The sequence below is a fragment of the Flavobacterium sp. genome, assembly GCF_029242675.1.
GTDB lineage: Bacteria > Bacteroidota > Bacteroidia > Flavobacteriales > Flavobacteriaceae > Flavobacterium.
Genome location: NZ_JAQWTM010000349.1, coordinates 1 through 7,135 on the forward strand (window position 1 = coordinate 1; position 7,135 = coordinate 7,135).

The window sequence follows — 7,135 nt, forward strand, 5'->3', positions numbered from 1 at the left end:
GATTTTAGTACCAAGTCGGTTCAGGAACATTACGAATTTTGGAAAGACAAAGAGGTTCCTGATTCTTGGAAGAAATTCAAATCGATTGCTTTGTATTGGACCGCTAAAGGGGTAGATGGGTTTAGGTACGATATGGCCGAAATGGTTCCTTATGAATTTTGGAGTTATATGAATTCAGCAATAAAAATGGCTAATGAAGATGCTTTTTTATTGGCTGAAGTATACAATCCTGCGGAGTACCGTAATTACATTCACCTTGGTAAAATGGATTATTTATATGATAAAGTAGAGACTTATGACAAGCTCAAAGAGGTGATTCAAGGTAAATCATGGCCAGATGATTTGACGCACATTCAAAATAATATGAAGGATATAGAGCATCACATGCTGCATTTTCTTGATAATCATGATGAGCAACGCTTGGCGAGTCCGGAGTTTGCCGGCTCGGGTGCAAAAGGCAAGCCCATGATGGTCGTTTCGGCAACAATTAGCACATCACCTACTATGATTTACTTTGGACAAGAAGTAGGAGAAGCAGGGAACGAAAACGCGGGTTTTGGTACCCATTCCAGAACCTCAATTTTTGATTACATAGGTGTCCCAGCTCATCAAAGGTGGATGAATGAAGGGAAATTCGACGGAGGTCAACTTTCTGATGGAGAAAAAGATTTGCGTGATTTCTACAAGCGACTCCTTAATTTTACTATCAATAGTTCAGCCTTGATGGGAGATTATGAAGATTTACAGTTTTACAATCGACCAATTACAGCCAATTATGATCCGATGATTTATTCTTTTGCTCGTTGGTCAGAAGATGAAAAACTATTGATTCTATCTAATTTTTCATCGGACAAAACAAGTGATTTTGAATTGAAAGTACCCGCAACACTTATTCAAAAATGGAGTCTTGCTGATGGTCGATATGTGCTTGTGGACCAATTGTATAAAGAAAGCAAAGTTATTTTAGAGGTTGTAAATGGAGTAGGACTAGTTCAAGTTCATATTGCACCACTAGAATCTTTTATTTACCAATTAGAAAGCAAATAATTAAAAATGCAAAAAGCTGGTATCTGAAAGGAATACCAGCTTTTTAATAAGAAGTAGCAGCTAATATTTTCTTCGGATAGCTGCTTCGTAATTTTCGTTGATTTTTTTCCAATTGATTACTTCAAAAAACGAATCGATGTAATTGCGACGTCGGTATTGATATCCTAAATAATAGGCGTGTTCCCATAGATCTAGTGCTAAAATTGGAGTTCCAGGGACTAGGGCATTTCTCATCAAGGGATTGTCTTGATTTTGGGAACTAGTGACTTTTAGTTTTCCGTATTTGTCCACTACTACCCATGCCCAAGCTGAGCCAAACTGCTTAGTTGCTTCCGCTTTAAAGCTGTTAACAAAATTATCATAAGAGCCAAAATCTCTAGTAATGACAGCAGCTAACGTATCCGATGGTACACCACCTGCATTAGGAGCCATAGAACGCCAGTATAAGGTGTGATTGTAATAGCCACCTGCATTATTACGCAATTCAGTGTCATTAGGATCTACTTTTGATAAAATATCTTCGATAGATTGATTTTCATATTCGGTTCCTGCAATTGCCTCGTTCAGGTTATTAGTATAAGTAAGATAATGCTTTGAATAATGCACTTCGAGTGTCAATGGCGATATAGTTGGCGCCAATGCGTCGTACGGGTAGGGAAGCTTGTCGAGTTGAAAAGAACCTTCCGCTGCCTTAACGTCATCAGGAAATCCAATGGTTACCTTTTCCTGAGCGGTTGGTAAAGGAACTTCTACCACTTCGGTCAGTTTTTTATCATTACAAGAACTTAAAAAACTAATTAGTACAAGGCTTGTTAATGCTAAATTAATTTTTTTCATGGTGCTTGTTATTTCTTTAAGATGGCATTAATAATTTCAATATAATTTTCTTTAGCTTCATCGGGCGTAAAATGACTGATTTGCATCCAAGCGTTGATTTTAAAGGCATCTCTCAAATGATAAGCGGCGCTTTGCTGTATATCTACATGACCAAAAGTTGCTTGCTTGTAAAAGGCATAGAGACGCAATTGTACATCTTGTGGTAGGGATGCTTGAGTCATGAGGGAAGCCTTAGCTACTGCCTCCTGAAATCGGCTATCTAAATCAGTATTAGTCATTATTTTTTACTGCGATTATTGTTTTACCTCCAATTGCTTTTTGGTTTAAAACAACATCAACTTTAGTTCCTAGCGGTAAAAATAGGTCTACTCTTGAACCAAACTTGATAAAACCTGCATCAGTACCTTGTACTACTTGCATTCCTTCTTCGGCATAATTCACAATTCGTCTTGCCAATGCACCCGCAATTTGGCGGTATAAAATCGCTCCAAAAGTATTGTTTTCAATTACAACAGTTGTTCTTTCATTTTCCTCACTTGCTTTAGGATGCCAAGCAACTAAAAACTTTCCAGGATGGTATTTACTAAACTTGATTATACCATTCATTGCGTAACGAGTGACGTGTACATTAATTGGTGACATAAAAATAGACACTTGTAAACGCTTGTCTTTAAAATATTCTCCTTCAAACACTTCTTCAATTACCACCACTTCACCATCAACAGGTGCTAAAATATGATTTTCATTCAGAATAAAAGTTCTTTTTGGGTTTCTGAAAAATTGTAAAATAATTATTAAAATCAATACTCCGCCACCTTGTAATAACCATTTAAGCCATTCGGTAGTGATAAAACGATCGGATAATAATAATACTGCTACAGTAAAAATCATTCCTAAAAAAATAGTCTTGGTTCCTTCTTTATGAAACATAATTTAAAATTTGATAAAATAAAAATATTATTGGTGCTACAAATATAACACTATCTAGACGATCTAGTATGCCTCCATGGCCTGGCATTATTTTTCCGCTGTCTTTAACTCCAGCTATTCTTTTAAATTTGGATTGAACTAAATCTCCTATAGTTCCAAAAATACCTGCTAATAAAGCAATTACTGTCCAAATCAAAATTGATTTTTCGCTAAAACTAGGTTTAGGTTTAATATATAATTTCGATATCAAGTATCCTGCAAATACCGCGAATACTACTCCTCCTACAAATCCCTCTATTGTTTTCTTCGGTGAAATACGTTCAAAGAGTTTGTTTTTTCCAATTGACTTTCCTACGATATAAGCAAAAGTATCGTTCGTCCAAATAATAATAAATAAACCTATGATAATTTTGGGATTGTAATCCTTAATACCAAAGGAAATCTTGGTAATAAATATAAAAGGCAATACGATATAACCTAGTAAATATAGGTACTTTGAACTTGTGGTAATGGATTGTACTTTGTCATCAAATAAAAAGAAGAGACATTTAATAGACACAAATAATGTTATGAATAGCAATACATTATTGAGTAAAGGGATATCGCAATCTAGTCTTGTATTAATTCCGAAATTTTCGCTCAAACATAATTCTGTTTCTAGTCGATAATAACTAATCAGTGCAATAGCGCTGTAAAATAGAAAAACGATAGTAATGGGTATGATTTTTCTAACCTGAACTAAGGCACAAAACTCGTAGGTGGCAATAAGTAGAAACACTCCAAATAAAAGTATAAAGCTTTCAGTCGAAAATAAGATGGAGGCGATTAATAAAATGATATATACAGCGCCTGATATCGATCTCTTTAAAGTTTCATTCATTTTAAAGATCTTCTAAAAGCAGCAAATAAAGGTTTTTAGCGGAACTACCATATTGGGTAAAGTCCTCTTCTTTTGCTTTTTCAAAATATTTAATTGCTGTAATGTTAGTTGGGTAATCTCTTTCGTATTTTCTTTTGATAGCACTCAAGCTGTCGCTTTTCATGGCTAATATTTGGCTTGTTGTAGCATATATGATTATGTCTACAGGTAGCTCATTTGGCTTGTTTTGCTTAATTTGATTAGAGGAAAATAAAATAGATCCTTCTTCGGCAATTAAGTTTTCGCAAGATGAAAATAAAAATTTGGGATTGCGAACTTGCTTATAGATAAGCTTGTTTTCTTCTAAAATAGGGTAAAGTGTCGGGTCAAAACAAAGAACTTCACTTTCAAACCAATCGTTTTCTTCTAGTATGTTTTCGAATTGTTCTTTTACTTCAGCGACGTTTTCACAGTATAAAAATTTACCACCATTTTTCTTAAAATGATAGATAAACTGTTCGTCTATAGACATATTGATTTCGGATGCAGCACCGTTACTTTCCTTTTCCTTTTCTTCATCTGAAGCAGAAATACTAGAACCAAAAATTTTTTTAAAAAGACTCATATCTTATTAAGGTACTTTATATGTGATTTGAAAACGTCCAAAGATAAAAAAATCTTAATTCAAAAGTAGCTTTTGAATTAAGATTTTATAAATATTGCAAAAAAGGACGTGTTATGACACCACTTCTTCAAGATTTTTATCGAAAGTACGTTTACCAAAAATAGCTTCTAAATCATCTTTAAAGATTACCTCTTTTTCAATTAGTATATCAGCAAGTTGATTTAATTTATCTTTGTTTTCTTCCAAAATGGTGATCGCTCTTTGATATTGGCTTTCTATTAAAGCTGAAATTTCCATGTCAATCACCTTAGCCGTTTCTTCTGAGTACGGTTTAGAGAAGCTGTATTCGCTTTGTCCAGTAGAATCATAATAGGTTACATTACCTATTTTATCATTCAGTCCATAAATCGTAACCATAGCTCTCGCTTGTTTGGTTACTTTCTCTAGATCACTTAGGGCACCTGTTGAAATGCGATTAAAAGTTACTTTTTCAGCAGCTCTTCCTCCCATAGTAGCACACATTTCGTCTAGCATTTGGTCTGGACGCACAATTAGACGCTCTTCAGGTAAATACCAAGCTGCTCCAAGACTTTGACCTCTTGGTACAATTGTTACCTTAATAAGTGGCGCTGCATGTTCTAGCATCCAACTTACTGTTGCGTGACCCGCTTCGTGAATAGCAATTGCTTTTTTCTCTTCGGGTGTAACAATTTTATTTTTCTTTTCTAAACCACCAACAATTCTGTCAACAGCATCAAGGAAATCTTGTTTATCAACTGCTGTTTTGTTGTATCGAGCTGCAATTAATGCTGCTTCGTTACATACATTAGCAATATCAGCTCCAGAGAAACCAGGAGTTTGTTTTGCTAAAAAGTCTAAATCTAGACCTTCTACTTTTTTCAAAGGTCCCAAGTGTACTTTAAAGATTTCGGCTCTTTCTCTGATATCGGGTAAGTCAACGAATATTTGTCTGTCAAAACGACCGGCACGCATCAAGGCTTTGTCTAAAACGTCTGCTCTGTTTGTAGCAGCAAGTACGATTACGTTTGTATTTGTTCCAAAACCATCCATCTCAGTTAATAACTGATTTAAAGTGTTTTCTCTTTCGTCATTACCGCCTGACATATTGCTTTTTCCTCTAGCTCTACCTACCGCATCAATTTCGTCAATGAAAATAATTGCAGGCGATTTCTCTTTGGCTTGCTTGAATAAGTCACGTACACGTGATGCACCTACACCTACAAACATTTCAACAAAATCAGAACCTGATAATGAGAAAAACGGAACTTGCGCTTCTCCAGCTACTGCTTTAGCTAATAATGTTTTACCTGTTCCAGGAGGTCCTACTAGTAGTGCTCCTTTCGGGATCTTACCTCCTAAATTGGTGTATTTCTCGGGGTTTTTCAAGAATTCTACAATTTCTTGTATCTCTTCTTTCGCTCCTTCAAGTCCGGCAACATCTTTAAAAGTGGTTTTAACATCGGTTTTTTCATCAAAAAGTTTTGCTTTTGATTTTCCAATATTAAAAATTTGACCACCACCGCCAGCACCACCACCAGACATTTTACGCATTATGAAGATCCAAACTCCAATAATGATAATAATTGGTAAGAAGCTAATGATTAAATCAGACCAATTGCTTTTAGCTAGGAAATTAAAATCTTTCAATTTTCCGTCCGCAACTGCTTTTTCCAGTTTTGTTTGAAAAATTTGATCGTTACCAATTTCAAACGTGTATTGAGGTCCTTTGTTAGGACGGTCAAAAATGTCTTTGGCAACTTGTTTATGTTCTTTCTCCTTTAGTGCTTCCGGTTTTAAGAAAACCTCTGCTTCTGTCTTGTTGTAAACAATTACTTTTTCAATTTGACCTTTTTCTAGGAATGTATTGAATTTAGAAGAGGTTAATTGGGCAGGCTCTTGCAAGCTTGAACTGCCAGTTATAAAGGTAATAAAAAGAAAAATTAGTAAAATGGCCGTATACACTAACCATGGACTAACTTTAAATTTATTAGGATTCGGATTATTTTCTTTTGCCATTCTATTTTTAGTATTTGTTAGCTATTGTGGTAATTTTTGCATCTCCCCACAAGCTTTCGATGTTGTAATATTCTCTAATTTGTTTCTGAAAAACGTGAACTACGATGTTTACATAATCCATAAGTACCCATTCTGCATTGTCAGATCCTTCCACATGCCATGGTTTATCTTTTATTTCTTTCGAAACTACTTTTTGAATTGAATTAACGATCGCGTTTACCTGTGTGTTGGAGTTTCCATTGCAAATTACGAAATAGTCACATACAGCGCTATCAATCTCTCTTAGGTCGAGAATATCTATATCATTTCCTTTTACTTCTTCGATTCCCTTTATAATGTTTGCCAAAAGGTCATCATTATTTATTGTCTTTTTTGCCATGAAAAATTTTTATATAAGTTTGTAAAGTTACCATTTTTTGTCATTATTTTTGAACCTTAACATATAATTAAATTATGTTTAAAAATAACACCTCATGAAGTTAATCAAACTCGATGCCATAGATTCAACAAACGAGTTTATGAAAGAGCTCTCGAAATCCCAACAACTAGAAAACTTTACCGTGGTAACCGCCGAAAATCAGACCAAAGGTAAAGGTCAAATGGGTTCAATTTGGGATTCAGAAACGGGTAAGAATCTAACTATGAGTGTCTTTGTTAAGGAAACAATTTTAGATATCAACCACATTTTTACCTTAAACATTGCGGTAGCTTTAGCGATTTACACTGCTTTAGAAACAGTTAATATACCTGCTTTATCTATTAAATGGCCTAACGACATTATGTCATATAATTTCAAAATA

9 protein-coding genes are annotated in these 7,135 nt (G+C 34.7%); 2 read left to right on the forward strand and 7 right to left on the reverse strand.

Annotated features, from left to right (window positions below; genetic code table 11):
• Positions 1-1,047: alpha-amylase family glycosyl hydrolase (locus P8M54_RS12760; RefSeq protein WP_300288300.1), on the forward strand; the 1,047-nt coding region annotated here is incomplete at its 5' end.
• Positions 1,048-1,107: 60 nt separating this feature from the next.
• Here the strand turns inward: P8M54_RS12760 and P8M54_RS12765 are convergent.
• From P8M54_RS12765 to rsfS, 7 genes are all read right to left on the reverse strand, one after another.
• Positions 1,108-1,884 (reverse strand): superoxide dismutase, encoded by a 777-nt coding sequence (locus P8M54_RS12765; RefSeq protein WP_300288301.1) that lies wholly within the window; start codon positions 1,882-1,884, stop codon positions 1,108-1,110.
• Positions 1,885-1,892: 8 nt separating this feature from the next.
• Entirely contained in the window at positions 1,893-2,162 is a 270-nt protein-coding gene (locus P8M54_RS12770; protein ID WP_300288303.1) for an acyl-CoA-binding protein, read from the reverse strand.
• The gene (locus tag P8M54_RS12775) at positions 2,155-2,814 is read right to left on the reverse strand and encodes a phosphatidylserine decarboxylase family protein (RefSeq protein WP_300288304.1); all 660 of its coding nucleotides are present in this window, start codon (positions 2,812-2,814) and stop codon (positions 2,155-2,157) included. The genes P8M54_RS12770 and P8M54_RS12775 overlap by 8 nt, the downstream gene beginning before the upstream one ends.
• Positions 2,804-3,694, reverse strand: a complete 891-nt coding sequence (locus P8M54_RS12780; RefSeq protein ID WP_300288305.1) for a phosphatidate cytidylyltransferase — start codon at positions 3,692-3,694, stop codon at positions 2,804-2,806. Before P8M54_RS12780 ends, P8M54_RS12775 begins: the two co-directional genes overlap by 11 nt.
• A gap of 1 nt (position 3,695) precedes the next feature.
• Entirely contained in the window at positions 3,696-4,298 is a 603-nt protein-coding gene (locus P8M54_RS12785) for a lactate utilization protein B/C (RefSeq protein WP_300288306.1), read from the reverse strand.
• Between the two features lie 111 nt (positions 4,299-4,409).
• Positions 4,410-6,335 carry an ATP-dependent zinc metalloprotease FtsH gene (gene ftsH / locus P8M54_RS12790; protein ID WP_300288307.1) on the reverse strand — a complete coding sequence of 642 codons (1,926 nt, stop codon included), beginning with the start codon at positions 6,333-6,335 and terminating at the stop codon, positions 4,410-4,412.
• Positions 6,336-6,342: 7 nt separating this feature from the next.
• Positions 6,343-6,714, reverse strand: coding sequence for a ribosome silencing factor (gene rsfS / locus P8M54_RS12795; protein ID WP_187010715.1), 372 nt, complete (start codon positions 6,712-6,714; stop codon positions 6,343-6,345).
• 94 nt (positions 6,715-6,808) lie between these two features.
• Between rsfS and P8M54_RS12800 the strand changes: the two genes are divergently transcribed.
• A partial coding sequence (locus P8M54_RS12800; protein WP_300288309.1) for a biotin--[acetyl-CoA-carboxylase] ligase occupies positions 6,809-7,135 on the forward strand: 327 nt, incomplete at its 3' end.

Excerpts from the sequence above, each read along its gene's own strand:
- P8M54_RS12765 (WP_300288301.1), bottom strand. The coding sequence starts at position 1,884 with ATGAAAAAAATTAATTTAGCATTAACAAGCCTTGTACTAATTAGTTTT.
- P8M54_RS12770 (WP_300288303.1), bottom strand. The coding sequence starts at position 2,162 with ATGACTAATACTGATTTAGATAGCCGATTTCAGGAGGCAGTAGCTAAG.
- P8M54_RS12775 (WP_300288304.1), bottom strand. The coding sequence starts at position 2,814 with ATGTTTCATAAAGAAGGAACCAAGACTATTTTTTTAGGAATGATTTTT.
- P8M54_RS12780 (WP_300288305.1), bottom strand. The coding sequence starts at position 3,694 with ATGAATGAAACTTTAAAGAGATCGATATCAGGCGCTGTATATATCATT.
- P8M54_RS12785 (WP_300288306.1), bottom strand. The coding sequence starts at position 4,298 with ATGAGTCTTTTTAAAAAAATTTTTGGTTCTAGTATTTCTGCTTCAGAT.
- ftsH (WP_300288307.1), bottom strand. The coding sequence starts at position 6,335 with ATGGCAAAAGAAAATAATCCGAATCCTAATAAATTTAAAGTTAGTCCA.
- rsfS (WP_187010715.1), bottom strand. The coding sequence starts at position 6,714 with ATGGCAAAAAAGACAATAAATAATGATGACCTTTTGGCAAACATTATA.